We start from the raw sequence: 26087 nt of genomic DNA on the forward strand, positions 1-26087 counted from the left end.
ACAGTCGCCGGCAGTGCGCCGGCCAGGGCCCGCCCACCGTCACCTCGGGACCCGGATCACGCCCTCCTGGATCACCGTGACCGCCAGCTGCCCGTCCTGCGTGTAGATCCGGGCCTGTCCGAGGCCGCGTCCGCCGGATGAGGACGGGGACTCCTGGTCGTACAGCAGCCACTCGTCGGCCCGGAACGGGCGGTGGAACCACATCGCGTGGTCCAGGCTGGCGCCGACCACGTCGCCGACCGCCCAGCCGCCGCGGCCGTGCGCCAGCAGTACCGAGTCGAGCAGCGTCATGTCGGATACGTACGTCGCGAGGCAGACGTGCAGCAGCGGGTCGTCCGCCAGCTTGCCGTTCGTGCGGAACCAGACCTGCGAGCGCGGCTCGCGCGGGGTGCCGACGCTGCCGAACGGCGGGGCGTCGGCGTACCGCAGGTCGACCGCCGCGCGGGCCTCGATCAGCCGGTCAACGACCCCCGGCTCCAGGAAGTGGTCCGCGTACCGCGGCAGCATCTCGGCCGCCGTCGGCAGCGTCTCCGGGTCCGGGGCCTGCGGCATCGCGAACTGGTGGTCGAGCCCTTCCTCGTACGTCTGGAACGACGCCGAGAGATGGAAGATCGGCTGTCCGTGCTGTACGGCGACGACCCGGCGCGTGGTGAAGGAGCGGCCGTCGCGGATGCGGTCGACCGTGTACACGATCGGCGCGCCCGGGTCGCCGGGGCGCAGGAAGTACGCGTGCAGCGAGTGAGCCGTCCGGTCGTTGGGCACGGTGCGTCCGGCGGCGACCAGGGCCTGGGCGGCGACCTGGCCGCCGAAGACGCGCGGTACGACGGCGGAGCGGCTCAGACCGCGGAAGATGTCCTGCTCGATCCGCTCAAGATCGAGCAGATCGAGCAGGGACTCAAGTGCCTGGTTCATGAGGCCATTTCTACAAGATGCCGGTGTCTTTACAGGCCCATGCTCTTGGCGATGATCATCTTCATGACCTCGCTGGTGCCGCCGTAGATCCGGTTGACCCGGTTGTCCGCGTACAGGCGGGCTATCGGGTACTCGTTCATGTAGCCGTAACCGCCGTGCAGCTGGAGGCACTTGTCGATCACGCGGTGCGCGACCTCGGTGGTGAAGAGCTTCGCGGACGCGGCCTCGGCCGCCGACAGCTCGCCCAGGTCGTGCGCCTCCAGGGCGCGGTCGCAGACCGCCTCGGCCGCGTCCACCTCGGCCTTGCAGGCGGCCAGCTCGAACTTGGTGTTCTGGAAGGACGCGACGGTCTTGCCGAAGACCGTGCGGTCCTGGACGTACTCCTGCGCGAACCGTACGGCGGCGGCGGCCTGCGCGTACGCGCCCACCGCGATGCCGAGGCGCTCCTGCGGGAGGTTCTGGCCGAGGTAGGAGAAGCCCTTGTTCGCCTCGCCGAGCAGGTCGCCGACCGGGACCTTGACGTCGGTGAAGGAGAGCTCGGCGGTGTCGGAGGTCTTCAGCCCGAGCTTGTCGAGCTTGCGGCCGACCGCGTACCCGTCGGACTTCGTGTCGACGACGAACAGGGATATGCCGTGCCGGCGGTCCTCGGGGGTCGGGGCGGCCGTGCGCGCGCAGACGATCACGCGGTCGGCGTGCACACCGCCGGTGATGAAGGTCTTGGCGCCGTTGAGCACGTAGTAGGTGCCGTCGTCCGAGAGCTTGGCGGTGGTCTTCATGCCGGCCAGGTCGGAACCGGTGCCCGGCTCGGTCATGGCGATGGCGTACATCGAGGCGCCGCTGACGAAGTCGGGGAACCAGCGCTTCTTCTGCTCGTCGGTGGCGTACGCCTTCAGGTACGGCAGGCAGAGCGCGACGTGCACCCCGGAACCGCCGAAGGAGACCCCGGCTCGGGCGCACTCCTCGGAGATGATCGCCTGGAACTTGAAGGACTCCTCGCCCGCGCCGCCGAACTCCTCGGGCACCTCGATGCCGAAGATCCCCAGCTCGCCGAGCTTGTAGTAGAACTCGCGCGGGGCCTGGCCCGCCGCCAGCCACTCGTCGTACACGGGCACGACCTCGGCCTCGATGAAGGCCCGGATGGTGTCCCGGAACGCCTCGTGGTCCTCGTTGTAAACGGTACGGCGCACGGAAGGCTCCTCTGCGGTTCTGGCTTGGCCCCGGGGTCTGATCGGCCCGGTCGGCCGCTCCTGCTAAGCGCTTGCTCAGTCGAAGTTACCGGGTGGTCACCGGGACTGTCCAGGGTGAGCCTGCGCACGCTTGGGGGGCGCGGCTCTTGGTCCTCGTGTGTGGTCGGACACCTTGCCACACGACCGGTCCGGCGGAGCCCTCCTGGAGCGGCGGCTGCCGCGGCTACTTGTCCGAACAGGCAGATCAAGGGATCGACCGGGCAGAGTCCTGTGCCCGCGTATCGTCCCCTCAACTCTTGCGGCGCCGTCAACCCCCGCGCGATGATGCCGATCACGCAGCACCAGCACTCGCTGCCGACAGGACCAGCCGGAAAGAGCGCAGCGTAGTAATGATCCGCGAAGTGAACGAGAGTCTCAGAATCGCACTCGACGGCGGCTCGCCGACGGACTCCGGCCTCCAGGTGCCCGTCGGCGCTCCCGCACCGGGCCGGGCAGCCCGGCGTCCGGACGCGCGATGACAGCCCCGCAAGGCGGCGAGCCGGCCGGCACCGGCACCGCGTCCGATGACCAGGACAGCTCCGCCGTGCACAGCACTTCCGGCCACAACCCGGCCCGTCCCCTGCGCGACCGGCTCGCCGCCCAGCGCGAGCGGGTCGCCGCCCTGGTGCGGGAGCGCTCCGCCGATGACCCCACGGCCGACGACCCGCTGCGCGGGCTGTATCTGTCAAAAGACGCCGTGAATCACCTTCTGGAGAAGTCCGGCCCCGCACGGGAGGATTCCGCGGAGGGAGTTCTCGTCGGCGGGAGCACGCCGCTGGGTCCCGCCGACCGGCTTGCCGGCCTGGCCGCGCGAATGCGGCTGACCGATCTGGAAACCACGGTCCTGCTCCTTGCGCTCGCCCCGGACCTCGACCGCGACTTCGAGCAGCTGTACGGCTACCTCAACAACGACGTCAGCCGTCGGCGGGCGACCGTCGGGCTGGTGCTCGACGTGTGCGGCCTGCCGGCCCTGGACGCGACAGTCCGCGATCTCTTCCATCCGACCGCGCCGCTCTCCTGGCTCGGTCTGTTGCGGGTCGAGGAACCGGACGCTCCCTTCCTCGGCCGTGCCCTGCGCGTACCCGACCGGCTGGCCGCCCACCTGGTCGGCAACGACACCCCTGACGCCGCGTTGGAGGGGCATGTCCGCGCCGTGCGGGCCTCTCCCGCCGGCGCGGGTGATCCGCTGACTGGCAAGTTGGCCAAGCTCCTCGCCGAACCCGAACCTCCTGTGATCTACCTGCGCGAGCGTCGGGAAGGCGACGGCCTGGCCTGCGCGGCCGCGGCCCTCGCCGCCGCGGGCCGACCCGCGCTGCACCTCACCACCGCGGCGGAGACACGCTCACGGGAGACCGGCGAGCAGCGCGACAGCGGCGAAGAACGGCCCGGCGGTACGTACGCGCACTCCCACAGTCCGCTGCCGCAACTGCTGCTGGAGGCCCGGCTGCGCGGCTGCGCGATCGTGGTCTCGCCGCTGCCGGAGCAGCCGGCCGACCTGATCCGCTCGCTGGACGCAGGCGACGTGCCGCTGATCCTCGCCGGATCGGAGCCGTACGACCCTCAGTGGTGCGATCCCGACCCGCTCGTCCTGGACGCACCCGGTTCGACGTCGGACACGGTCGGGCTCTGGGCCGCCGCCCTCGGAGTGGAGTCGGCGCAGGACCTGGGTTTCGATCTGGCCGGAACGGTCGCCACCTACCGGCTGGGCGGCGACCGGATTCGCCGGGCCGCCCACTCGGCGCTGGACCTCGCCGCTCTGGACGGCACCGATGTGACGGCCGAGCACCTGCGAGTGGCCGCCCGACAGCAGTCCGCGTCGGGGCTGGAACGGCACGCCCGCCGGATCATGCCGGCCGTCGGCTGGCACGACCTGGTCCTGCCGAAGGCTCCGCTGGAGCATCTGCACGAGTTGGCCCAGCGCGCCCGGCACCGCGAACGGGTGCTCGGGGACTGGCAGTTGAGTGCCGGGGGCGGCCGGGGCCGCGGCGTCCTCGCGATGTTCGCCGGGGACTCCGGCACCGGGAAGACGCTCTCCGCGGAAGTGGTCGCCGCCGACCTCGGCCTGGACCTCTACGTCGTGCAGCTCTCGTCCGTGGTCGACAAATACGTCGGTGAGACGGAGAAGAACCTGGAGCGGATCTTCAGCGAGGCCGACCGCACCGACGCCGTGCTCCTCTTCGACGAGGCCGACGCCGTGTTCGGGAAGCGCTCCGACGTGAAGGACGCCCACGACCGGTACGCCAACCTCGAAAGCGCCTACCTGCTGCAACGTCTGGAGTCGTTCAGCGGCGTCGCCCTGCTCACCACCAACCTGCGCGCCAACATCGACGACGCCTTCACCCGCAGGCTGGACCTGGTGGTCGACTTCCCGTTCCCGGACGAGGACCAGCGGCTGGCCCTGTGGCGGCACAGCCTGGCCCACGTCCCGTGCGCGGACGACATCGACCCGGGACCGTGCGCCCGGGACTTCGAGCTGGCCGGCGGCTCGATCCGCAGCGCCGTGGTGACCGCCGCCTACGCCGCGGCCACCCGCGGCGGTTCTGTCACATCGGACGACCTGCTGGCCGGTGCGCGGAGGGAATACCGCAAGGCCGGGCGCCTGGTCGTGGGCGACGTCAGCTGGTGAGCGGACGGGCCGGTCCGCGCGCGGCCGTTGGGCCGTGAGCGGACCGGCCGAGGTGTGACGGCCTTGTCAGTCACGGCCCCGGAAATACGACCGTCGGGCCGGGCTCAGGGAAGGGCTGCGCGAACTGCGCGAACGCCGCCCCCTCAGACGCTCCCGCTCCCAGTCGTCGTACTCCGGAACGACACCGGCATCCAGTCCCGAAACCACCTGACGCGCCGCGGCGTACTGCGCCTGCCTGCGGATTTCGTTGGTGTGCGGGAGGTCTCCCCGCCGTTCGCGCTCTGCGGCCGTCCGGGGGTCGAGGGGATCGAGCCTGGCCGTGAACGCTTCGCTGCCGAAGGGGTCATGGGGCGACCTCATCGAATAATCCATCTCACGGTAGACACTGCTTCGGCCGACCCGTCGGCTCATACCGGCTTGCGTGATCGGAATTCCGTGCATATCGACCGGGGTGGCATACCGCGAGACCCGCGAGCTCTGGTAGGGCGGGATGCTTCCACGCACATCCACCATGGGTGTCTGGTGCCCCGAGTTGGCGTACTCCCAGCGGCGGTGCGAGAGGTTCGTGCCGTCCGTCCCGGGGGCCAGGTTCGATGACCGCTGAGGTGAGCCGTACACCGGGTCACCGTGGCTGTAGGCGGCTGAGAGGTGCAGGTGGGACACAGGGCCGCCAGGGTGCACGCCGGCGTCCCGCAAGTGACGGGCCGCCGAGCGGTTGCCCATCACACTGTTCTGGGAGGGGTACCGCCGGCGGGGCTGGTTCCCCAGGTAAGCCGGGTCGATGTAGCTCGCTTCCGTGTGGTCGTAGTCCCGCGGCTCCGGGTAGTACTCCGGCCCGTCGTCGTCGTAGTACCTACTGCTCCGTCGGCTGCTACCGGCCCGCTGCACGGTCGGGGCGCTGCCACCCGTCGTGCTGGTGGTGCCGCCTCGCCCTCTGCTCAGAGCGGCGGTGAGACCGGCGTTGCCGACGCTGCGCTGGAGAACGTGCATCGACGCGGCGGTGGGGTGCGCCAGGGTCGCGGCGGCCTGTGCCGTGTCGTTGGCGTGGGTGGGGGGGGAGGACGCCTGCAAGGGACGCCGCACTGGCCCTTTGGCCTTGGTCCAGTCGGCATCCCCTGCCGGGCCTACGTGAGAGTGCATGGAGTGGCCTCTGCGATAGGGGATTTCGAACGATCAGTCCTGGCAGCGTACTTCGCTCACTTGAGAGCCGTACAGCGGCGTCAGGGTCCCTTGCTTCGAGAGGTCGGGCGCGCCCGAGAAGGGCTGGACCTCAACGGTGCGAACGTGCCCGCCGCCGACATGGACCGGCTGGGAACAGGCTTGCTGGACTAGCCGCGCTGCTGTTCCTGCAGGGACCCTCCGCGCTGCTTCAGAGGTCATCGGGCAGTACTCGAAAAGCCTGGTGACCGGTCAATGGTCGTACCGCCCTGAAGTCTCGGCGGTCCAGAGTCAGAACGCAGTCGGTCTCATACGCCTCGGCAAGGACGACGTTCACCGCGTCAGCGAGATCCAGCACCAGCGCGCTGTAGCGGTTCTGGATTCCCCGCGCCTTGCGCAACGTCTCGGCGGACACCTCGGGAATGAGTACACGAAGTGTGCGCTCCTGCCCGAGCAACCAGTCGTTCACCGAGTGCGCTGCGCGCCTGTTCACGTTCCGGGTTGTGATGTGTTCGATCTCCATGAGGACGAGAGGGGACACCACCGTCGTCGATGCTTTCCGCAGTGCTTTGCGGGCCGCTTCGTGTTCGGGATCCGACGTGTTGAGGGCGGCCACCAGGCCCGAGGTGTCACCGATGACGATCAACGCTTGTCCGCCACCCCATCGCCCACGGCCTTGTCGATGTCCTCCGCCGAGACCGGGCCGCCGAAGTCGAGACTCGGAATGTCCCAGTCGTCATCCCAGCGCCGGGATCTCAGCGCCGCGATGTGGAATGCCTCGCGGAAGTACTCCGCTTCGGGTTTGCCTTCGCGCTCCGCGGCTTCCTTGACGGCCCGGAGGTCTTCCTCCTCGACCATCACCGTCGTCTTCTTGAGTGCCATGTGGTTATGGTACCTCCGCCATAACTATGGCGTGAGAGCTCGGAGTGCCGCCGCACCCCACCCGCCCCCCTTCACCCCCGCCGCAGCGCGACCCACAGCTCCGTCCGTACGTCCATGTCGTCCAGGTCCGAGCCGAGCAGGGTCGCGCAGCGGCCGATGCGCTGGCGGACCGTGTTCCGGTGGATGCTCATCGCCACCGCCGTACGGTCCCAACTGCCGTGCAGCGCAAGCCAGGTGCGCAGGGTGTCGAGCAGCGCCGCGGGCGGCGGGTCTCCGAGCGGGGCGAGGAGGGTGCGGGCGTGGGCCGCGGCCTCGGACGGGTCGAGGAGGGCGGCGAGGCCCGTCGCGCCGTGCCGGGACAGCGGGGCCCGGGTCGCCTCCGCGTGGCGCAGGGCCCGGCCCGCCTGGGCATCGGCCGCCGGGAGGTCTCGTAGCGCGGCCGGGGCGCTCAGCCCTAGCGTCCAGCCGGGGTGGCGGGTCACCTCGCGGTCGGCGGGCAGCAGGATGCGTACGGGGTCGGCCGACGTGTCCACCAGTGGGCTGCCCAGCGCGGGCGGGCTCCCCGTGCCGTGGGCGTGCACCACCGTCCAGGGGCCCGCGCCCAGCAGTGGCGCCACGTCGGCGGGTGCGGAGCCGAGCAGCAGCCGGACCAGCGCCGACGAGCGCGCCGCCTCGTCGGCGCCCTGCCGGTCCGCGGTGAGCAGGGAGAGCAGGACGACGGCGACCCCGGCGATGGTGTGGTCGCCCGGTTCGCGTGAGGTGGTGGCCACGCCGAGTACCAGGCCCTCGCCGCCCGCCACCGCGTATGCCGCGAGATGTGCGGAGCCCGCCGTGTCCGTGGCGGACGCGGGCGCGGGGCGCGGGCCGGCCGGACCGGCCCCGGGTGCGGGGGAGGGGTACGGCTGCGCCCCCGGCCGTACGACCCGGGCGAGCGTCGCCAGTGCCTCGCGGGCACCGGGCTCCGGCTCGCGGCCCGCGGCCTGGAGCACCGTGCCGTCCGCGGCGAGCAGTACTGCCCGGCCGCCGAGCCGGGTGGCCAGCTGGCGCAGCACCGCGGGTACCGGATCCGGGCGGGCCGCCGCCGCAGCCAGGCCCTGCTGGGCCTGGGTCACCCGGCGCAGCTCGTGGTGGCGGGCCTCCGCCATCAGGCCCCACACCGCGCGGGCGACCGCCGTGAACGGGGTCCTGGTCGGCACCTCCACCAGCGGCAGGCCATGGCGGTCGCACGCGGCGGCCAGCGCATCCGGCACCGTGTCGTACACCGGCGCGAGCCCGAAGCCGAGCGCCGCTCCGCCCGCCGCGACGACGCGGGCCGCGTACCGGTCCGGGTCGTCGGCGAGCTGCACCCCGGCGGTCAGCAGCAGCTCGCCGCCGAGCAGATACGGATACGGGTCGGCCATCTCACTGGTGTGCACCCAGTGCACCGCCGCACCGTCGCCTTCCCCCGCCGGAGGGCCCGCGACCTGGCGCAGCCCGAGGTCCCGGCGGGCGAGCAGGGCCGACAGCTGGACGGGGGAAGTCGGTGGAGCGGCGGCGTCCGGCATGGATGTTCCATCCATCAGGGGAGGGTTTCAGTGGATAGAACGTACACTTCAACGTCGCTTTCAGGCCACCTAGGGTCAACGTTCGAAAGCAGTCCGGCGCAGGTGGCAGAGGTGCAACGGCCCCCGCGAAAAGAGGGAGCGCGCATGGCAGTCGACTACGCGGTGATCGTGGCCTATCTGGCAGGCATGCTCGCCATGGGCTGGTGGGGCATGCGCCGCGCCAAGTCCAAGTCGGAGTTCCTGGTGGCGGGCCGCAGGCTCGGACCCGCCATGTACTCCGGCACCATGGCCGCGATCGTGCTCGGCGGCGCCTCCACCATCGGCGGTGTGGGCCTCGGGTACCAGTACGGGCTCTCCGGCGCCTGGATGGTCTTCACCATCGGCCTGGGGCTCCTCGCGCTCAGCATCTTCTTCTCCGGGCGCATCGCCCGGTTGAAGGTCTACACCGTCTCCGAGATGCTCGACCTGCGCTACGGCGGCCGGGCCGGGGTCATCTCCGGCGTGGTCATGTGGGCGTACACGCTGATGCTCGCGGTCACCTCGACCATCGCCTACGCCACGATCTTCGACGTCCTCTTCGACATGAACCGGACCGTGGCGATCATTCTCGGCGGTGCGATCGTCGTCGCGTACTCGACGCTCGGCGGCATGTGGTCGATCACCCTCACCGACATGGTGCAGTTCGTCGTCAAGACGATCGGCGTGCTCCTCCTGCTGCTGCCGATCGCGATCGTCAAGGCCGGCGGCTTCTCCGAGATGAAGGCCAAGCTGCCCACCTCGTACTTCGACCCGCTGGGCATCGGCGCCGAGACGATCTTCACGTATGTCCTGATCTACACCTTCGGCATGCTGATCGGGCAGGACATCTGGCAGCGGGTGTTCACCGCGCGCAGCGACAAGGTCGCCCGGCTCGGTGGCACGGTCGCCGGTACGTACTGCCTGGTGTACGCGGTCGCCGGGGCCGTCATCGGGACGGCCGCCAAGGTCATGTACCCGAAGCTGCCGAGCTCCGACGCCGCCTTCGCCACCATCGTGAAGGACGAACTGCCCATAGGCGTACGGGGACTGGTGCTCGCCGCCGCGCTGGCAGCGGTGATGTCCACCTCGTCCGGGGCGCTGATCGCCTGCGCCACCGTCGCCAACAACGACATCTGGTCGCGGCTGCGCGGGATACGGGGCGGCGGGCGCGCAAAGGGCGAGGACCACGACGAGGTGCGCGGCAACCGGGCCTTCATCCTCGTCATGGGCGTCCTGGTCATCTGTATCGCCATCGCGCTGAACAACGTCGTCGAGGCGCTCACCGTCGCGTACAACCTGCTGGTCGGCGGGTTGCTGGTGCCGATCCTGGGCGGTCTGCTGTGGAAACGCGGCACGGTGCAGGGAGCGCTGGCGTCCGTCGCGGCGGGCGGGCTCGTCGTGCTGGGCCTGATGGTGAAGTTCGGCGCCCTCGCCAACGAGCCGATCTACTACGGGCTGCTCTGCTCCCTGGTCGTGTACGTCGTCGTCTCGCTGGCCACCAAGCCGACCGACAGGGCGGTGCTCGCGGCCTGGCGGGAGCGGCTGGCCGGGCGTGACGGATCCGGCGCGGAAGCAGCCGCCGGGCCCGGCTCGGAGCCCGGCTCCGCCGCCGATTCCGTAGCGGCCCACAGCTAAAGTTCCGACGCGTCACAAGCGCAGCGAAGACACGTCAAAAGCGCAGAAGCACAGAGAACGCGTCAAAAGCGCAGAAGCACAGAGAAACAGAGAAGAAGGGCACCCCAATGAGCAGCACCGAACAGCCGCGCGGCCCCGTCGATTCGTCCCGCGTCCCCCGGTACGCCGGCCCCGCGACCTTCGCCAGGCTGCCCAGGCTCGACGAGGTCGGCACGGCCGATGTGGCGGTCGTCGGTGTGCCCTTCGACTCCGGTGTCTCCTACCGGCCGGGCGCCCGCTTCGGCGGCAACGCCATCCGCGAGGCGTCCCGGCTGCTGCGCCCGTACAACCCGGCGCAGGACGCGGCGCCGTTCGCGCTGGCCCAGGTCGCCGACGCGGGCGACATCGCGGCCAACCCGTTCAACATCAACGAGGCCGTCGACACCATCGAGGCCGCCGCCGACGACCTGCTCTCCACCGGCGCCCGGCTGATGACGCTCGGCGGTGACCACACCATCGCGCTGCCGCTGCTGCGCTCGGTCGCCAAGCTGCACGGCCCGGTCGCGCTGCTGCACTTCGACGCGCACCTGGACACCTGGGACACCTACTTCGGGGCCGAGTACACCCACGGCACGCCGTTCCGCCGGGCCGTCGAGGAGGGCATCCTCGACACGTCCGCGCTCTCGCACGTGGGCACGCGCGGCCCGCTCTACGGCAAGAAGGACCTGGACGACGACGCGAAGATGGGCTTCGGCATCGTCTCGTCGGCCGACGTCATGCGGCGCGGGGTGGACGAGATCACCGACCAGCTGCGCCAGCGCATCGGCGACCGGCCGCTGTACATCTCCATCGACATCGACGTACTGGACCCGGCGCACGCGCCCGGCACCGGCACCCCGGAGGCGGGCGGGCTGACCTCCCGCGAGCTCCTGGAGATCGTCCGCGGGCTCTCCTCCTGCCACTTGGTCTCCGCCGACCTGGTGGAGGTCGCGCCGGCGTACGACCACGCCGAGATCACCTCCGTAGCCGCCTCCCACACGGCGTACGAGCTGACCACGATCATGTCGCGTCAGATTGCCGAGGCGCGGGCGAAGTGACCCACGACCACCACCACGAGACCCCGCGGTTCACCGCTGAGCAGACCGCCGCCGCGCTGAACCCTCCGGCAGGGCGCAACGGCGGCGACCTGGTCGTCGAGACCCTCCAGGGGCTGGGCGCCACCACGGTCTTCGGCCTCCCCGGCCAGCACGCGCTCGGCATGTTCGACGCGCTGCGCCGCTCCGCGCTCTCGTACGTGGGGCTGCGCGTCGAGAACAACGCGGGCTTCGCCGCCGACGCGTACGGCCGGATCACCGGCGAGGTCGCCCCGCTGCTGCTCTCCACCGGCCCCGGCGCGCTGACCTCGCTCGCCGCGCTCCAGGAGGCGGCGGCGGCCAGCGCGCCCGTGCTCGCGATCTCCAGCCAGGTCCCGACGGCCGGGCTCGGCGGCGGACGCCACGGATACCTGCATGAACTCCGTGACCAGAAGGCGTCGTTCCGCGACATCGTGAAGTCCGTGCACACCGTGCGCACCGCGTCCCAGATCCCCTCCGCCATCGCGGCGGCCTGGGAGTCCGCGCTGACCGCCCCGCACGGGCCCGTCTGGGTGGAGATCCCGCAGGACGTGCTGCTGGCCGCGACGACCCTGCCGCCCGTCACCGCGATGGACGCGACCCCGCGCGAGCTGGAACCGCGCCCCGAACTGACGGCGGTGGCAGCACACTTGCTCTCGCACGCCGAGCGCCCGGTGATCATCGCGGGGGGCGGTGTCGTACGGTCCGACGCGGCCGGCAAGCTGCTCGCGCTCGCCGAACGGCTCGACGCCCCGGTCGTCTGCACGGTCGGCGGGAAGGGCGCTCTCCCCTGGGAGCACCCGCTCTCGCTCCAGTCGTGGATGGAGGACCGGCACACCACGGACTTCCTGGAGGCGGCGGACGTCCTGCTGGTAGTCGGCTCCGGGCTGGGCGAACTCTCCTCGAACTACCACACGTTCAAGCCACGCGGCCGGGTCGTCCAGATCGAGGCGGACCTCGGCAAGCTGGAGTCCAACCACCCGGCGCTCGGCATCCACGCCGACGCCCGGATCGCGCTGTCCGCCCTGCTCGAAACGGTGGAGGAGCGCACCGATCCGGGCGCGGCCGACTCCGTACGCACCGTCCTCGCCAAGGTCGCGGAGCGGATCGCGGGCCAGGACCTGGACCGGGAACAGCGGATCCTGGCCTCGGTCAGGGCCGCGCTGCCCGCGTCGTCACCCAGCTTCTGGGACATGACGATCCTCGCCTACTGGGCGTGGTCCGCCTGGCCGGGCGCGCTGCACTCCGCGCAGGGCGCGGGCGGCCTCGGCTACGGCTTCCCGGCCGCACTGGGAGCGGCGGTCGCCGACCCGACCACGCCGGTCCTCGCGGTGTCGGGCGACGGCGGTGCGATGTACTCGATCGCCGAACTGGCGACGGCCCGCCAGTACGGCCTGCCGGTCACCTGGCTGATCGTGGACGACGGCGGCTACGGCATCCTGCGCGAGTACATGGAGGACGCCTTCGGCGAGGCCACCGCGACGGAACTCACCCGTCCGGACTTCGTGGCCCTGGCCGAGTCCTTCGGGGTCCCGGCACTGCGTACGTCCCCGGAGACGCTGACCGATGACCTGGCCAAGGCCCTCGCGGAGCCGGGCCCTTCGGTGGTCGTGCTGCCTGCGGTGCTGAAGATGTTCGCGCCGACGCATCTGGGCGACAGCTGATCACCCATTCGGCTGCCCGCGGCCTCCGGTGCGGGATATCTTCCCGGAGGCCGTACGGGTTCCCGGTCGGGCCGATGTCGGACCCGGCGGATAACCTGGGCGCGGAGAGGAGGAGGGTGTGCTGCTGAGGTTCCGTGTCGCGAACGTACGGTCTCTGCGAGACGAGCAGGAGCTGTCCTTCGTCGCGCCCGAAGGTGAGGAGAACGGGGCAGCTACCGAGCTGGAGCTGGCAGGCGGCGGATCCGTAGCCGTATACCCCCTGCTCGGCATCTTCGGCGCGAATGCCTCTGGCAAGTCGAACGTCCTGGCTGCTCTCGGCGACATGCGCAACGCAGTCCTCAACTCCTATGCACGCTGGGCCTCTTACGACGGCATCCCGCGCCAGGCATTCGCCCTGAGCCCGAAGAGCGAGGGTGAGCCGTCCTTCTTCGAAGCCGATCTCGTGATCGACTCGGTGCGCTGGACGTACGGTTTCGAGCTCGGCCCCTCCCGTGTCGAAGCCGAATGGCTGCACAGCTACCCGCGCGGACGCCGCCAGGAGTGGCTCGACCGCGACGCCTCCCGTGTCGAGGTCTTCAAGTGGCCGGGCGGCCGGGTCCGCGACCGCGCCCAGCTCGTACGCCGTACGAGGCCGAACGCACTCCTGCTGTCCACCGCCGGCACGGACAACCACCCGCAGCTCTCGCCACTCTTCCACTGGTTTCGCCGCAACCTCTGGTCGATCAACCCGGAGGCCGAGCGGACGCAGCGTGAGGAGTTCACCACACGTGAGCTCGGGGGCGCGCGGGCCTCCCGTATCCAGGCGCTCCTTCAGGTCGCGGACCTGGGCATCTCCGGGGCGGCGATCGTTCCCGACGGACCGGGCAGAAGCACGGTGAAGCTCACTCATCGTTCGGCCGCCGGGGATGTGGCCTTCGACTGGCATGAGGAGTCCTACGGCACCCGCTCCTGGTTCGCCCTCCTGGGCCCCCTGCTCCTGGCTCTCGACGAGGGCGCGGTGCTGCTCATCGACGAGCTGGATGCGAGCCTGCACTCCCGCTTCGCCGCCGAGGTTGTCCGCCTCTTCCATGACCCGGACGCGAACCCGCACGGCGCGCAGCTGGTCTTCACGTCACACGACGCGACGATGCTCACCACCCCGATCGGCGAGCGGCTCCTGGAGCCGGGCCAGGTGTGGCTGACACAGAAGGACAAGGACGGCGCGAGCGAGCTGTACCCGCTGACAGACGCGGACCCCGGCGAGGACGAGGACCTGACCAAGTCGTATCTGGCCGGGGCGTTCGGCGGAGTTCCCGCACTCCTGGAGGGACAGATCGCCCGGCGGCTGCGCGCTTCACGGACGACGGGCGCATATGACGAGGTGGGGCAGGACTGATGGCGCGGGCAAGGAGGGGGAACGACTCGCTGGCCCGTCCGGCGAGGGGGACCGGGCAGCGCAGGCGCGAGGTCTACATCTTCACCGAGGGCAAGGTGACCGAGCCGGGCTATCTCGACATCGTCAGGGAGAGCGGCCTCCCGAAGGACCCGGCCCTGCAGGTCGACATGCACATCATGAATCGCAAGCTGAAGAGCGACCGTAAGCCGCTCGATCTGGTCGACATGGCGGTTGCGCTGAAGCGGGAGAAGGACCGCGAGGCCAAGCGAGCCAAGGTCACTCTGAAATCCGACCTCAGACCCCAGTTCTGGTGCGTCTTCGACCACGACAACTACCCGCATCTCGCAGCCGCCATGAAGCAGGCCAAGGATGATGGGATCGAGGTTGCCTTCTCGCACCCGTGTTTCGAGGTGTGGCGCCTCGCCCACTACCAGGTGGTCAACGGCAGGTTCTCCGGCGTGTGCGGTGGAGCGGCCGGCCGGTTGCCGTTCGCGCCGGGCACCGTGGATGCGAAAGACCCCAAGGTTGTCCTCCCGCACCAGATCGTCGGCCGCTACGAGACGGCGAAGAAGAACGCGGAGCAGATGAACGGCCGGCACGGCGAGCAACTGCAGAAGATCGACAGGGACCCTTACACGGACGTGTACGCCTTGGTGGAGCGGGGTCTCGGGATCTCCACGTACTGATTGATTTCGGTACGGACCTGGACGGCCGTAGGGTTTGCCCGTCATCTCAGGTCGTAGGGAGTCGTACGTGGCCAAGCTCACGCTCGCCCAGTTGGAGCGGCATCTGTTCGCCGCCGCGGACATCCTCCGAGGCACGATGGATGCCTCCGAGTACAAGGACTACATCTTCGGGCTGCTCTTCCTGAAGCGGGCCAACGATGAGTTCGAGGCGGCGGGGGAGCGGATCAGGCAGTATGCGTCCGAAGAGCTGAAGCTCGGCGCCGATGACCTGCCCGGCTATCTGGAGCAGCCCGCCCCGTACCGCCAGCGCGATGTCCTCTTTGTTCCGGAGAAGGCCCGGTGGCAGCTGGTCTCCGCCGCCTCCCACAACATCAACGAGATGACCCTGCGGCCCGCGCTGCTGGCGCTCGAAGGCCAGAACACGAAGCTCAAGGGTCTCTTCGACCACCTCGACTTCAACCGCATCGGCGGATCGGGCGCAGCGACGGGCGCGGCCAAGCTCGCCGACCAGCGGCTCAAGCTCCTCATCGCGCATTTCGGGCGCATCCGGCTGCGTACGGAGGACTTCGAGTTCCCGGACCTGATCGGGGCCGCGTACGAGTACCTGATCAAGGAGTTCGCCGACTCGGCCGGCCGCAAGGGCGGCGAGTTCTACACCCCGCGCGCCGTGGTCCGCATGATGGTCGAACTCCTCGCCCCCACCGAAGGCATGAGGATCTACGACCCGTGCGTCGGCTCGGGCGGCATGCTCATCCACGCGGCGGAGTATGTGGAGGAGCACGGCGGCGACACCTCGTCGATGTTCTTCGCCGGGCAGGACGCCAACAGCGGCTCCTGGATCATGTCGACGATGAATATGGTCCTGCACGGGGTCCGCCGGTTCGACCTGACGACCGGGGACACACTGTCGCAGCCGACGCATGTGCCGAGGTCGGACGCGGACCGGTTCGACGGGGTGCTGAGCAATCCGCCGTTCTCCATGGACTACGTGCTGAGTGACCTGCTGCACGCGACGGAGCGTGCGGAGTACGGGGCGACGAGCGAGCGCGGCAAGGCCGACCTGATGTTCCTCCAGCACATGCTGTGGGAGGCCAAGCAGGAAGGCCGGGGTGGGATGGTCATCACCGTGATGCCGCATGGGGTGCTGTTCCGTGGTGGCGGTGAACAGGCCATCCGCACAAAGCTGTTGGACAAGGACGCGGTGGAGGCGGTCATCGGCCTCGCTCCGAACCTCTTCTACGGGACGGGCATCCCGGCCTGCATTCTGGTGCTCCGCCCGCCGGGCCGGAAGGACCCGGAGCGAGCGGGCAAGGTGCTGTTCATCAACGCGGACCGGGAGTTCCACGCCGAGCGGGCGCAGAACGTGCTGCTGCCCGAGCATGCAGAGAAGATCGTGTCGACCTTCCATGGGTACGGGGAGGTGCCGGGGTTCTCGCGGCTGGTCAGCCGGGAGGAGCTCGCCGCCAACGACGACAACCTCAACATCCGGCGCTACGTGGACAACACGCCGCCGCCCGAGCCGCAGGATGTGCGGGCGCATCTGATGGGCGGGGTCCCGCGCGCGGAGATCGAGGCGAAGAAGCCGCTGCTCGACTCGTACGGGATCGGGCTCGACGACCTGTTCGTGGAGCGCGAACCGACGGACCCGGAGTATGTGGACTTCCGGGGTGAGGCGGCGGGCGGCCGTCCGGAGCTGGGCGAGCTGGCTCGCCCCCGTGAGGAGGCGCTGCGGGCGGAGTTCAGCGGGTGGTGGGAGGCGGAGGCCGCACGCCGGCTGGAGGCGGTTGCGGCGACGCCGGAGGTGCTGGAGTCGTCGACACCATCGGAGCGCAAGGCTGCGCTGATGGCGGTGCGTGGGCAGTTGATGGGGTCGTTCGTGGAGCGGCTGAGCGGGGTTGGGCTTCTGGACCGGTATGCGCTGGCTGGTGCGGTTGCGGGGTGGTGGTACGAGGCGAAGTACGACCTCCTGGCTCTGTCGGAGAACGGGTTCGAGGGCGTCGTTGCGGGGTGGGTCGAGAACGTAGACACGATGCTCGCTCCTGAGCAGGACGCGCGGACACGGAAGTTGCGTACGCGGTCTGCGGCGGAGCGACGGCAGGCGTACGACCACAAGGTGGTCGCGGCGATCGCTCCGGACTTCCTGGAGAAGCTGGCGGAAGCGGATGCCCGGAAGGCGGAGGCGGACGCGCGGCTGAAGGAGCTGAACGCGAGGCTCACGGGGGGCGGGGAGGAGTCGGAGGGGGACGGTGACTCAGAGGCGGAGGCCGAGTCCGACTCGGATTCCGGCTCCGAGGGAGTCAACCTCAGCGTCGAGCAGCTGGCGGAGATCACGGCCGGGCTGGCGAAGGTGAAGAGGGCGCGGACGAAGGCGAACGCGGACATCAAGCGCCTTGAGGCGGACTTCCACCGCTATCCGTACCCGAGCAGCCCGCCCATGCTGGGTGAGGAAGCGCCGGGACTGTTCCGGGCGCGGGACGAGCTGGGTGAGGAAGGCGAGCGCCGGGTGGTGCTGGACCTGCTCCGGGCCGACCTGGCGGCCAAGCTGGAGGGCCACGTGGTGCGGTGGCAGCGGGAGTTGGCTGCTTCGTACGAGACGTGGGAGCAGAAGTACGCGGTGTCGTTGAGGGAGATCCGGGCGGGGCGGGAACTGGCGGCGGGGAAGCTGGATGGGTTCCTGAAGGAGTTGGGTTATGCCAATTAGTGAGATCCAGTGGCCCGAAGTCCGGGATGTCGGTGACGTCCGTATGGGGAAGCAGCTTTCACCGGCCAGCCGGGATGCTGCCGGGCAGTTCCCTTACTTGCGCGTCGCGAACGTTCATCTGGGGCGGATCAACTACGCGGACGTGAACACGATGGGGTTCACGGGCAAGGAGCGTAAGACGTATGGCCTGATGCCCGGAGATATCCTGCTGAACGAGGGTCAAAGTCTCGAACTTGTCGGGCGCAGCGCGATTTATGACCGGTCAGAGGGGGAGTTCTGTTTTCAGAACACTCTGGTCCGATTCAGGCCGGGGCCTCAAGTTTTTCCCGCGTATGCCCAAGCCATCTTCGAGCGCTGGTTGGCGACAGGCGTCTTCGCTGCGATTGCCAAGCAGACGACGAGTATCGCGCACTTGGGGGGTGACCGATTCGCTTCGCTGCGGTTCCCTCTCCTGCCGCTTGAATCGCAGCGGCGGATCATCGATGTGCTTGATTCGATTGACATGCAGGTTGCATGGACTTTGCGCGAATGTAAAAAGCGAGAATTTGTTGAACATGGGGCGCTGTCCAACTTCCTATATCCGTGGGATTCTGACTCTGGGGGGCAGTGGGTACACGGTAAGTTCGGAGACTTTGTGCACCTCCAACGTGGTTTTGACATCACAGTGGCCGAACAGCGCCCTGGAGAGGTGCCAGTCGTTTCATCGTCTGGCATTTCTAGCTTTCACGACGTTCCAAAAGTTAGAGGGCCTGGGGTCGTCACTGGGCGGAAGGGGAAACTTGGAGGCGTCTATTATGTTGAGGGTAATTACTGGCCTCATGACACGAGCTTGTGGGTTACCGATTTCAAGGGAAACGATCCGTATTTCGTTGCCATTTATATGAGGGCGATGCGTCTGGAGCGGTACGATGCCGCAACATCAGTTCCTACCCTTAATAGAAATGTGGTCCATAGGCTCCCTGCGTCCTTCCCGGATCCAGTGAGGCAACAGAAGGTGGTCGCTTTGGTGCGAGCTCATGCAGAGAATTCGACTACACTGCGGGGTGAGATTGCCAAGTTGCGCACCCTTAAGCAGGGTGTGGTGGATGACCTGTTGTCCGGGCGGGTTGCCGCTTTGTAAGGGTGATACTGATCCTGCCATCACCGTGAGATGCGGGCGGGATGAAGCGAGGTGCTTATGCTGCCTTCGCCATGTTCACTTCTCGGATGCGGTCCGCGAGTTCGCGGACTGGTCGGGCTGTGGAGTGTCGGCGAAGTTCTGTGCGCATGGTCCGGAAGTGGCCGTCGCCTCGGTTCGTCGAGACGTGCTCGTACTCGTCCAGGAAACGTGACCAGCTCTCGCAGGCCGCTTCGAGGTGCCCCAGGCGCAATTGGCGTTGTGCCAGGACCGCGTACGCGTGTACACGCCCTTGGCGTTCCTGCTTGGGCTGGAGTCGGATGGACTGCTTCAGAGTCTTGATGGATCCTTCGAAGTCCTGCTCCTCGTACAGGACATGCGAAACATGGAAGAGGTAGGCGGTCTGGTCGTAGCCGCCGATTGCATTCCTACGGTTGTCTGCCTTTGACAGCGCTTCTTCGGCCTCCCTGAGCCGAGTGTGTGCTTGGTCCTTCAGGCCGACCATGGACGCGGAATGCGCTTGCTGGCCGCGAAGGAACGCGACAAGTCGGGGGCCTCCTGAAGGAGCTGCTTCCGCTGCTGAGTTGGCGAGTTCCAGCGCCTTGGGGCCATGTCTCAGGTTGGACGCTTGGAGGGACATACCGCGCAGGGTCCTGCTATAGGTGACGCGGTCCTCTGCCTCGCGGGCCAAGCCGAGGGCCTGGACGTAGTAACGCTGCCCCAGTCCGTGAGCCTTCTCGTACATCGCCATCCAGCCGGTCAGGTAGGTGAGGTCGGAGGCGGCCGCCAGCATCTCTTTGCGTACGGATTCGGTCGCCTGGGCCTGGAGCCAGGGGCCGACCGTGTTGACGAGGAAGGCAGAAGCCATGGGCATGGCGTGCCCGGCTCCGAGCTCGTCGAGGATGTCCGCGATGCGGTCAGTCATGGTGCGAATTGACTGGACCTGGGAGGCGCCGACTCGAACCGTCCTCTTGCCGGGAGTGACGGGCTGGTCCGCCCCTTGGGCAGGGAATGCGAATGCGGGGACCGATAGGGCGGCGGAGAAGACGGTGGCGGCCAGCAGGCTGCGGCGGGACGGATCCATTGTTGCCCTTCCGAGGTCGATCAGCTCCTCGACAGTGTCGCCATGTTGATCCTCGCCGATTGACGTAGTGCATACGAGCCCGGCTTCCGCGTGTGTGACCGGCCTGCCGAGCCGTGCGGAGAGGGCTTCGACGATCAGGGCCCTGACCTCAGGTTTTGGCTGGACGCCTGCGATCCAGTGCGCGACTGCCGTGCGGTCGTACGTCAGGTTGAGTCCCGCCTGAGGGCCAAGGTGATTTACCTGCTGCGCAAGCTGCGTCCGAGTCCATCGCGCCTGGTCGAGCAGGTAGTCCAGAGCTGGGTTGGGTGTGCGTTTGCGTGCCATGTCCTCAACTCCCGGCAGCTTCCGTGGCTTTCGGCGGCGGCGTTCACGGTGTTCACGGTCCCCCCGCCCTTCAACGGTACCTGCGGAGGGTGCCCGAGCGGTTACATATTGCGCGGGATCCAAACGATCTCGGCCGAAACGAAGACCCCGCGACCGATGCGACGGCCCGGGGCATGGCCACCAACTTCAGGGAGTTGCTGACGTGTTGAACCCTATCGGCCGCCTCTTCGCAACGCTGTTGCGGTTCCTCTGGCCGGCCTCCGGGCGACATCGGCAGCGCGGGGTGCCAAGGCCGTCGCTCGCCCCCGCCGGGGCCACCACCCGACGCCCCTCCCCGTACGCCACGCCCCTCGGAGGCGAGGACACCCTCCTCGTTCGCCCCTACCTCCTCGCCCACGAACGCGAGCAACGCGCGCACGCCCAGCAGCAACGCGCCCGTCGCCGCGCCCTCTGGTTTGCTGTGCACGGTGTCGATGTCGGGCCGCGCTGGATTCACGGGATCGAGGTCGCCGCATGATGTATCAGAGCCGGAACCCGACCGGCACGAACGCCCGCCTCCTTCCCTGGGCGAACCTCAACGGCGACCCCTGCTACCTCCTCGGCGACGCCGACGGAATCTCCACCAGCCACATCACCCGCGTTGCCGACAACATCGAGTCCGTCCAGCTCGGCATGGCCGACGACCTCCTCGACCACGCCGCCGACCTCCTCGGCGACCACCAGGCCACCGCCCACCAGCTACGCTTCCTCGCCGCCCGGCTGACCGAGTCCCTCCACGACATCCACCGCATCGCCCGCAGCCGGGGCGGCCGGCTCCCCGTACCCGAGGTGCCCGAGATGCCAGAGGTGCCCGACGACGAGCATCCCGGGGAGCACCCCGGCGACTGACCCGACCTGCCCCACCCCCACGTGCCCTCTCCCTGTTCCCCTCCCGCTCTCCGCCCCCAAGGCGCAGAATGGATCTCCGGGGAACACAGAGGCGTACGGCGAGAGGCGCGGGGCAGTGGTGGTGCAGGTCGAGCGGGACGAGGTGGAGCGGCCTCTCGTCGCACAGCTGGAAGCCATGGGGTGGACCCACGTCCCAGGCGGTGAGCTGGACACCCTCGACGCCGACATGCCCCTGCTCGTCGACCAACTCGGGCCCACCCTCCACCGGATCAACGTCCGGGGCAGTGACGGGCAGCCCTGGATGGACGCCGGTGACATCCGGCGGTCGGTTCAGGAACTCGCCTCCGTCTCCCTGGGCAAGGGCGTCGTCGCCGCCAACCTCGCCGCCACCCAACTGCTCCTCCACGGCTGGACGCTCCCTACCCCCTCCGCCGCACACGGCGGCGCCTCCGCCACCGTCCAGTACATCGAGTGGCACCCCGACCGCCTCACGCTGAACACCTTCACCGTCGTCGACCAGCTCCGCGTACGTGACCGCTCGGGCGAGCTGTCCATACTCGACGTCGTCCTCTTCGTGAACGGCATCCCCCTCGCCGCCGTCGAGTGCAAGAGCCCCGACCTCGCCGAGCCCGTCCGCAGCGCCGTGCTCGACCTGCGGTACTACGCGGGGCTCCCGGTGGAGGACCTCGACGATCCTCAACCACCCGCAGGCGTGCCGGAGTTATTCCGTACCGTCCAGCTTCTCGTCGCCGCGACCGGCGAGACCGCCCACCTGGGCACCGTCACCTCCGAGCCCGAACACTTCCACCCGTGGCGGAGTGTCGAGCCGGAGAACGAGAGTGCCCTGCGGCGCGAGCTGCGTACCGCCGGGCTACTCGCCGACGGAGCCGACCCCAAGCGGCCCCTCAGCGAGCAGCAGAAGCTCGTCGGCGTGGTGCTGCGGCCGGCGGGGCTGCTCAACGTCGTACGGCACTACGTGATCCCGATGACCGTTGAGTCCGAGTCGGCCGGCGGAGCCGCCCGCACCGTGAAAGCCGTCGCCCGGCACCAGCAGTACCGGGCCACCGAGAAGGCCGTGCGCAGGCTGCTGACGGGGCGGCTGCGCGCCGGGGAGGGCACCGAGGACGAGCGTGGTGGCGTCATCTGGCACACCCAGGGCTCCGGCAAGTCCCTCACCATGACCTTCCTGGTGCGACGGGTCCATCTGCACCACCGGCTCAGCGAGTTCATGGTGGTCGTGGTCACCGACCGCACCCAGTTGCAGACCCAGCTCTCGCGGACGCTGAAGCTCAGTGAGTCCGATGTGGAGACGGCGAAGACCCGTACGCAGATGGAGGGCCTGCTGCGGGACGGCGGGCGGCGCGTCGTCTTCGGGATGATTCAGAAGTACGGAACCGGGTTCACCTTCGCCGGAGACGCCGAAGGCAGCGGGGACGACCGGGATCTCGTGGCGGGGGAGGAGTCCCAGGAGCAGGAGGCCGAGGAAGTCGCCGGTCCGGTACCGGTCTTCTCCGAGTGCAATCCCTCGCCCGACATCCTCGTCCTCATCGACGAGGCGCACCGCTCGCACACCAGCGTTCTGCACTCAGCCCTGCGCAAGGCGATCCCGAACGCCGCGAAGATCGGGTTCACGGGCACGCCGATCATCACCGGGCGCGAGTCGGACACCCGCCGGATCTTCGGGCGCGGTGACTCCGAGCGCGGCTTCCTCGACGAGTACCGGATGGAGGACGCCGAGCACGACGGCGTCGTCGTACGTATCCGCTACGAGGGCCGGACCGGTGAGGGCGCGGTCATCGAGGGGGAGACCCTCGACAGGCAGTTCGATGACCTGGTCCGGGACCGCACCCGGGAGGAGAAGGACCGGCTCCTGCGCAAGTGGCCCACGGATCGGGACGTCGCCGAATCCATCCCGATGATCGAGGCGAAAGCCGCGGACATACTGGAGCACTGGGTCACCACGGTCCTGCCCGGCGGGTTCAAGGCACAGGTCGCGGCCGTCAGCCGAAAGGCGGCCGTGCGGTATCACCGAGCACTGCGCAATGCCCGGGACGAGCTCCTTGCCGAACTCGCGACCTTCGACCCGGAGTCGGTGACCGGGACTCCGCCGGAGAAGCTGACCAAGAAGCTGCGCTATCTCCATCAGGCGTACCAGTTCCGGGCGTTGCTGCGCCGGATCGATTTCGTACCGGTCATCTCACCGGGGGCCGGGAGCAAGCGTGGCGAGTGGCGGGAGTGGACGGACTCCGGGCGGCAGGAGGCGTACACCGGGCGCTTCCAGAAGGCCTTCCCCGCTCTGGCGCCCGACGAGGAATGGGTGGCGGTGACGCCCTTCAACCCGCCGCCCCAGCCCGCACCGCCGACCGATGCACCGGATCTTTCGAATCCGTGGTCCGCCACGTCCGACGCCGAGCTGCCGCCGCTTCCCGCCTCGGTGCCCGACCCGGTGCATCCAGAGAGCCCCATCGCCTTCCTGATCGTGAAGTCCATGCTGCTTACGGGATTCGATGCTCCACGTGAGCAGGTTCTCTACCTGGACCGGCCGATCCGGGACGCCGAGCTGCTCCAGGCTGTCGCCCGGGTCAACCGGACTTCACCGGGCAAGAAGGTCGGTTACGTCGTTGACTACTACGGCGTCTTCGAGCACCTCTCCAGCGCCCTCGCCGGGTACCGGAACGTCGATGTCGACGACACGATGCGCCCGCTGTCGGACGAGGTGAAGAAGCTCCGACCCGCCGCTGATGAAGTCCGCGGCTTCCTGCGCAGCAACGGCATCGATGACGCGGCACTCGACCAGCTCGCCAAGCTGGGCCCTGCGGCGCTTGCGCTGCAGTCCGAGGAACTGCGCCTCGACTTCGACGGGAAGCTGAACGAGTTCCTCGCTGTCCTGGAGCGCGCCCTTCCGCATGAGGCGGCTCTTGACTACGTGGCCGACGCAAGGCGCTGGGGCCTGCTCCAGAAGCGGGTACGACGCCTGTTCCGGGACGCCGGGGGCGGAACGTTCACGCTGCGCCGCTACGGCCGCAAGGTCCAGGCAATGATCGCGGACCATCTGGAGGGTCCGGAGATCGACCAGGTCATCCCGCCCGTCTCACTCACCGCGCTCACCTTCGACGACGCCGTCCGGCGGCTGCCTCCGGAGGAGGCCGCGGCCGAGATGGGCCATGCACTCCGCTTCCACCTGGAGGAGCGGACCCGGCATGAGGACCCTGCGAAGTACACACAACTCTCGGCACGCCTTGAGGAGATCCTGCGGACGATGCCCGGTCGCTTCGACGATCAGGTCGCCGCGTTCGGTCCGCTGATCGCGAAGGCCAGGGAGCAACAGGAGGAGACTCCGGAGCTCGCGGGCCTGAGTCCGATCGAGCAGAAGGTGTTCCGGCTCCTGGAGCAGACCTTGGGCGAGACAGAGGGAGTCCGGCTCACCGACGGCGGTGACATCAGGCAGCTCACGGGCGCTGTCTGTGACGTCGCCACCGTCACCATGGCCAAGGCTTCATATCAGGGCCAGAGCCAGGACCTCAGCACGTTGGCCAGCGTCATCCACGGCGCTCTGCTCGGGGGCGGTGTGCGGCCCGTCGGCGCCGACTGGGCGCCGGTCGACAGCGTCGCCGAGCGACTCGCTGCCTTCGCTCAGAACAACCAGCGGCAGTTCCGGGGCAGGGCAAGGGGAGAATAGGGCGCGTGACCGCGCTCGCCGACCTCTCGACCTCCTCCGGCCCCGATGACCTGATCACTGTGGACGGGTTGGCGCTGCGGGTCCGTACGAGCACGCGCCGGAAGCGCTTCGCGCTGACCGTCGAGCCCGATGCGACCCTCACCCTGCACGCCCCTTCCGGGTGTTCTGCCTCCGACGCGGAGCAGTTCGTACGAGCCCATCGGGCCTGGCTGCTCACCAAACAGCAGGAGCGGGAGCGCACGCGCCCGCTCAGTCCCGCCAAGCAGCTCGCCGACGGGGAGGTCTTCCGCTACCTGGGGCGGACGTACCGTCTGGCTGTTTCCGGAGAGGAGGAGTCGGCAGGCGGGCGAGTCCGGCTGATCGCCGGGCGCCTCGTGATGGGCAGGGAGACGGCAGCGGACCCTCGGATGGGGCGGGCCGCGCTCGTCGACTGGTACTGCCGGGCGGGAAGGTCCTGGACGGTGCAGCGGCTCCAGCCCTGGGCCGCGAGGATGGGCGTGGCCGAACCAGAGCTCGACGTGCGAGACCTGGGCGACCGGTGGGGTTCGTACCGGCCGCCACAGGGAGAGCCGGGCGGCAAGGGTCTGATGAGTCTGGGATGGCCGCTCTTCCAACTGCCCATGCACCTGATCGACTACGTCATCGCGCACGAGCTGGCCCATGTGAAGGTGTCCGGTCACCGCGACGACTTCTGGCGGCTCGTGAAACTTGGGCTACCCGAGTACGAGGATCGTCGGGCGGATCTCGACGAAATGGGGCGGCGTATGTGGATGGGCGAGATCCGTTGATGCGCCCGGAGACGCTGACCGATGACCTGGCCAAGGCCCTCGCGGAGCCGGGCCCTTCGGTGGTCGTGCTGCCTGCGGTGCTGAAGATGTTCGCGCCGACGCATCTGGGCTGAGGTGCGGTGATGCGCCCGGGCTGGGGCGCGCTCGCACTCCGGGCGGGGGCGCCCCAGCACCCCGGGCGGAGGCCCGGCCCGCTGCACCGCTCAGGCGGCGGGCGTGTGCGCCCTGAACCCGACGTTGGAGACGTCGTCGACCAGCTCCAGCTGGAGCGACGTGTCCAGCGCCCGCGCCAGGCGGGCGAGCAGCGGAAGCGTCGGGACCGTACCGCTCAGCTCCAGTTCGGAGATCTGCGGCTGCGTCATCCCGGCCCGCCGGCCCAGCTCGACCTGTGAGATCCCCAGCCCGGCCCGCCGGTCGTGGACCGCCTGGCCCATGTCCCGGGCCAGTTTGAGTTCCTCGCGCCGTGCGCCGGGCGGGTGTCGCAGACGGAGTTCTCTCACCCGGCCGGGCGGCCACCGCAACGATTCCTCGCACGGCTTTCGCCCCCGCCCTCCCGCAGGTCCTAGGTCCGCAGACCGGCACCCCGTGGACTTCCGGCCGACTTCCGGGCCCCGGATGTTGCAGCGGGATGAAATCCCCAGGTCGCCGCGTTGGATCCTTCCGGTGGTATGAGACAACGGGAGGCACCA

At 69.1% G+C, this 26087-nt stretch carries 20 protein-coding genes; 12 read left to right on the plus strand and 8 right to left on the minus strand.

From position 1 onward, the window contains the following. Nucleotides 1–39: 39 nt before the first annotated feature. Together OG452_RS23165 and OG452_RS23170 are read right to left on the minus strand one after the other, a co-directional pair. On the minus strand, nt 40–912 hold the full coding sequence (locus tag OG452_RS23165) for an acyl-CoA thioesterase (RefSeq protein ID WP_327297504.1): 873 nt from the start codon (nt 910–912) through the stop codon (nt 40–42). Nucleotides 913–941: 29 nt separating this feature from the next. Further along, nucleotides 942–2099 carry an acyl-CoA dehydrogenase family protein gene (locus OG452_RS23170; protein ID WP_327297505.1) on the minus strand — a complete coding sequence of 386 codons (1158 nt, stop codon included), beginning with the start codon at nt 2097–2099 and terminating at the stop codon, nt 942–944. 514 nt (nt 2100–2613) lie between these two features. Between OG452_RS23170 and OG452_RS23175 the strand changes: the two genes are divergently transcribed. Beyond that, a complete protein-coding gene (locus OG452_RS23175) occupies nt 2614–4764 on the plus strand; it encodes an ATP-binding protein (RefSeq protein ID WP_327297506.1) in 2151 nt (716 codons plus the stop codon). Between the two features lie 66 nt (nt 4765–4830). Here the strand turns inward: OG452_RS23175 and OG452_RS23180 are convergent, their stop codons facing one another. From OG452_RS23180 to OG452_RS23195, 4 genes are all read right to left on the minus strand, one after another. Next, nucleotides 4831–5847 carry a hypothetical protein gene (locus OG452_RS23180; RefSeq protein WP_327297507.1) on the minus strand — a complete coding sequence of 339 codons (1017 nt, stop codon included), beginning with the start codon at nt 5845–5847 and terminating at the stop codon, nt 4831–4833. 286 nt (nt 5848–6133) lie between these two features. After that, on the minus strand, nt 6134–6568 hold the full coding sequence (locus OG452_RS23185; RefSeq protein ID WP_327297508.1) for a PIN domain-containing protein: 435 nt from the start codon (nt 6566–6568) through the stop codon (nt 6134–6136). Then, the gene (locus tag OG452_RS23190) at nt 6565–6804 is read right to left on the minus strand and encodes a CopG family transcriptional regulator (RefSeq protein ID WP_327297509.1); all 240 of its coding nucleotides are present in this window, start codon (nt 6802–6804) and stop codon (nt 6565–6567) included. The genes OG452_RS23185 and OG452_RS23190 overlap by 4 nt, the downstream gene beginning before the upstream one ends. Nucleotides 6805–6875: 71 nt before the next feature. Continuing rightward, nucleotides 6876–8363, minus strand: a complete 1488-nt coding sequence (locus OG452_RS23195) for a PucR family transcriptional regulator (RefSeq protein WP_327297510.1) — start codon at nt 8361–8363, stop codon at nt 6876–6878. A gap of 129 nt (nt 8364–8492) precedes the next feature. On the opposite strand from OG452_RS23195, the gene OG452_RS23200 reads away from it, so the two are divergent. From OG452_RS23200 to OG452_RS23230, 7 genes are all read left to right on the plus strand, one after another. Continuing rightward, a complete protein-coding gene (locus tag OG452_RS23200; protein ID WP_327297511.1) occupies nt 8493–10001 on the plus strand; it encodes a sodium:solute symporter in 1509 nt (502 codons plus the stop codon). Nucleotides 10002–10108: 107 nt separating this feature from the next. Beyond that, nucleotides 10109–11077, plus strand: a complete 969-nt coding sequence (gene speB, locus OG452_RS23205; protein ID WP_327297512.1) for an agmatinase — start codon at nt 10109–10111, stop codon at nt 11075–11077. After that, on the plus strand, nt 11074–12756 hold the full coding sequence (locus OG452_RS23210; protein ID WP_327297513.1) for a thiamine pyrophosphate-binding protein: 1683 nt from the start codon (nt 11074–11076) through the stop codon (nt 12754–12756). The genes speB and OG452_RS23210 overlap by 4 nt, the downstream gene beginning before the upstream one ends. Nucleotides 12757–12874: 118 nt before the next feature. Further along, a complete protein-coding gene (locus OG452_RS23215) occupies nt 12875–14131 on the plus strand; it encodes an AAA family ATPase (protein WP_327297514.1) in 1257 nt (418 codons plus the stop codon). Beyond that, a complete protein-coding gene (locus OG452_RS23220) occupies nt 14131–14817 on the plus strand; it encodes an RloB family protein (protein ID WP_327297515.1) in 687 nt (228 codons plus the stop codon). Before OG452_RS23215 ends, OG452_RS23220 begins: the two co-directional genes overlap by 1 nt. Before the next feature lie 67 nt (nt 14818–14884). Beyond that, nucleotides 14885–17518 carry a type I restriction-modification system subunit M gene (locus OG452_RS23225; protein ID WP_327297516.1) on the plus strand — a complete coding sequence of 878 codons (2634 nt, stop codon included), beginning with the start codon at nt 14885–14887 and terminating at the stop codon, nt 17516–17518. Continuing rightward, nucleotides 17508–18638: a restriction endonuclease subunit S gene (locus tag OG452_RS23230; protein WP_327297517.1), complete on the plus strand. Its 1131-nt coding sequence runs from the start codon at nt 17508–17510 to the stop codon at nt 18636–18638. Before OG452_RS23225 ends, OG452_RS23230 begins: the two co-directional genes overlap by 11 nt. Before the next feature lie 55 nt (nt 18639–18693). Here OG452_RS23230 and OG452_RS23235 read toward each other — a convergent pair whose 3' ends face one another. After that, a complete protein-coding gene (locus tag OG452_RS23235) occupies nt 18694–20043 on the minus strand; it encodes a tetratricopeptide repeat protein (protein ID WP_327297518.1) in 1350 nt (449 codons plus the stop codon). Between the two features lie 202 nt (nt 20044–20245). Here OG452_RS23235 and OG452_RS23240 point away from each other — a divergent pair, with 202 nt between their 5' ends. The 4 genes from OG452_RS23240 (at nt 20246) to OG452_RS23255 (ending at nt 25398) form a co-directional block, all read left to right on the plus strand. Next, entirely contained in the window at nt 20246–20560 is a 315-nt protein-coding gene (locus OG452_RS23240) for a hypothetical protein (protein WP_327297519.1), read from the plus strand. Further along, nucleotides 20557–20931 (plus strand): hypothetical protein, encoded by a 375-nt coding sequence (locus OG452_RS23245; protein ID WP_327297520.1) that lies wholly within the window; start codon nt 20557–20559, stop codon nt 20929–20931. The genes OG452_RS23240 and OG452_RS23245 overlap by 4 nt, the downstream gene beginning before the upstream one ends. 115 nt (nt 20932–21046) lie before the next feature. Next, nucleotides 21047–24610, plus strand: coding sequence for a type I restriction endonuclease subunit R (locus OG452_RS23250; protein ID WP_327297521.1), 3564 nt, complete (start codon nt 21047–21049; stop codon nt 24608–24610). 5 nt (nt 24611–24615) lie between these two features. Further along, a complete protein-coding gene (locus OG452_RS23255) occupies nt 24616–25398 on the plus strand; it encodes a M48 family metallopeptidase (protein WP_327297522.1) in 783 nt (260 codons plus the stop codon). A gap of 203 nt (nt 25399–25601) precedes the next feature. On the opposite strand, the gene OG452_RS23260 is transcribed toward OG452_RS23255, so the two are convergent. Beyond that, nucleotides 25602–25898 (minus strand): helix-turn-helix domain-containing protein, encoded by a 297-nt coding sequence (locus OG452_RS23260; RefSeq protein ID WP_327297523.1) that lies wholly within the window; start codon nt 25896–25898, stop codon nt 25602–25604. Between the last annotated feature and the right edge of the window lie 189 nt (nt 25899–26087).

It is taken from the genome of Streptomyces sp. NBC_01197 (assembly GCF_036010505.1).
Classification (GTDB): Bacteria; Actinomycetota; Actinomycetes; order Streptomycetales; family Streptomycetaceae; genus Streptomyces.

Bases quoted from the DNA above. Each gene is read 5' to 3' on its own strand.
- OG452_RS23245 (WP_327297520.1), top strand. From the start codon at position 20,557: ATGATGTATCAGAGCCGGAACCCGACCGGCACGAACGCCCGCCTCCTT.
- OG452_RS23235 (WP_327297518.1), bottom strand. From the start codon at position 20,043: ATGGCACGCAAACGCACACCCAACCCAGCTCTGGACTACCTGCTCGAC.
- OG452_RS23200 (WP_327297511.1), top strand. From the start codon at position 8,493: ATGGCAGTCGACTACGCGGTGATCGTGGCCTATCTGGCAGGCATGCTC.
- OG452_RS23195 (WP_327297510.1), bottom strand. From the start codon at position 8,363: ATGGATGGAACATCCATGCCGGACGCCGCCGCTCCACCGACTTCCCCC.
- OG452_RS23230 (WP_327297517.1), top strand. From the start codon at position 17,508: ATGCCAATTAGTGAGATCCAGTGGCCCGAAGTCCGGGATGTCGGTGAC.
- OG452_RS23220 (WP_327297515.1), top strand. From the start codon at position 14,131: ATGGCGCGGGCAAGGAGGGGGAACGACTCGCTGGCCCGTCCGGCGAGG.
- OG452_RS23175 (WP_327297506.1), top strand. From the start codon at position 2,614: ATGACAGCCCCGCAAGGCGGCGAGCCGGCCGGCACCGGCACCGCGTCC.
- OG452_RS23190 (WP_327297509.1), bottom strand. From the start codon at position 6,804: ATGGCACTCAAGAAGACGACGGTGATGGTCGAGGAGGAAGACCTCCGG.
- OG452_RS23165 (WP_327297504.1), bottom strand. From the start codon at position 912: ATGAACCAGGCACTTGAGTCCCTGCTCGATCTGCTCGATCTTGAGCGG.
- speB (WP_327297512.1), top strand. From the start codon at position 10,109: ATGAGCAGCACCGAACAGCCGCGCGGCCCCGTCGATTCGTCCCGCGTC.